2 tRNA genes are annotated in these 560 nt (G+C 60.2%); both read right to left on the reverse strand.

Annotated features, from left to right (window positions below):
- Positions 1–230: 230 nt before the first annotated feature.
- Positions 231–306: transfer RNA gene (locus CIW48_RS33015), tRNA-Ala, on the reverse strand.
- Positions 307–339: 33 nt separating this feature from the next.
- Positions 340–416: transfer RNA gene (locus tag CIW48_RS33020), tRNA-Ile, on the reverse strand.
- Between the last annotated feature and the right edge of the window lie 144 nt (positions 417–560).

A 560-nucleotide genomic window follows, 5' to 3' on the forward strand; every position in this document is an offset into this window, starting at 1 on the left:
CCACCACCGTATGCTTGCCGAACATGACCGCCGGGGTTGGCAGATCTCTCTGCCCCAACGGCCACATTCCCTCTTCACGATGTCACTGATGTCTTCGCCTGACGGTGCAGCATCTCCGGATCTGACGATCCTCGAGACGCCGCATCCGCGGCAAACTCATGTTCCAGATAGCGGGCTCGACACCGTCTCATTGAGCGAAGCTGCAGATGCAACCTCAAACCCCAAAAGAATGGTGGAGCCAGACGGGATCGAACCGACGACCTCATGCTTGCAAAGCACGCGCTCTCCCAGCTGAGCTATGGCCCCAAAGGGTCAAGCCAGAGGTGAGCGTCCCGTCCATGGTGGGCCTGGGACGACTCGAACGTCCGACCTCACCCTTATCAGGGGTGCGCTCTAACCACCTGAGCTACAGGCCCAGTACGATCAAGCAGTCGCAGATCAAACCGCAGCCTGCGCCACGGTCGGACCGCTTCCGCGATCGCGCTATCTGGTGAGGAAGAGAAACGAGGGCGGCGTCCGTCCCGCCAATGGGCTCTGACTGAGCCCTGATATCCTAATGA

This window comes from Methylobacterium sp. P1-11, assembly GCF_008329595.1.
Lineage (GTDB): Bacteria > Pseudomonadota > Alphaproteobacteria > Rhizobiales > Beijerinckiaceae > Methylobacterium.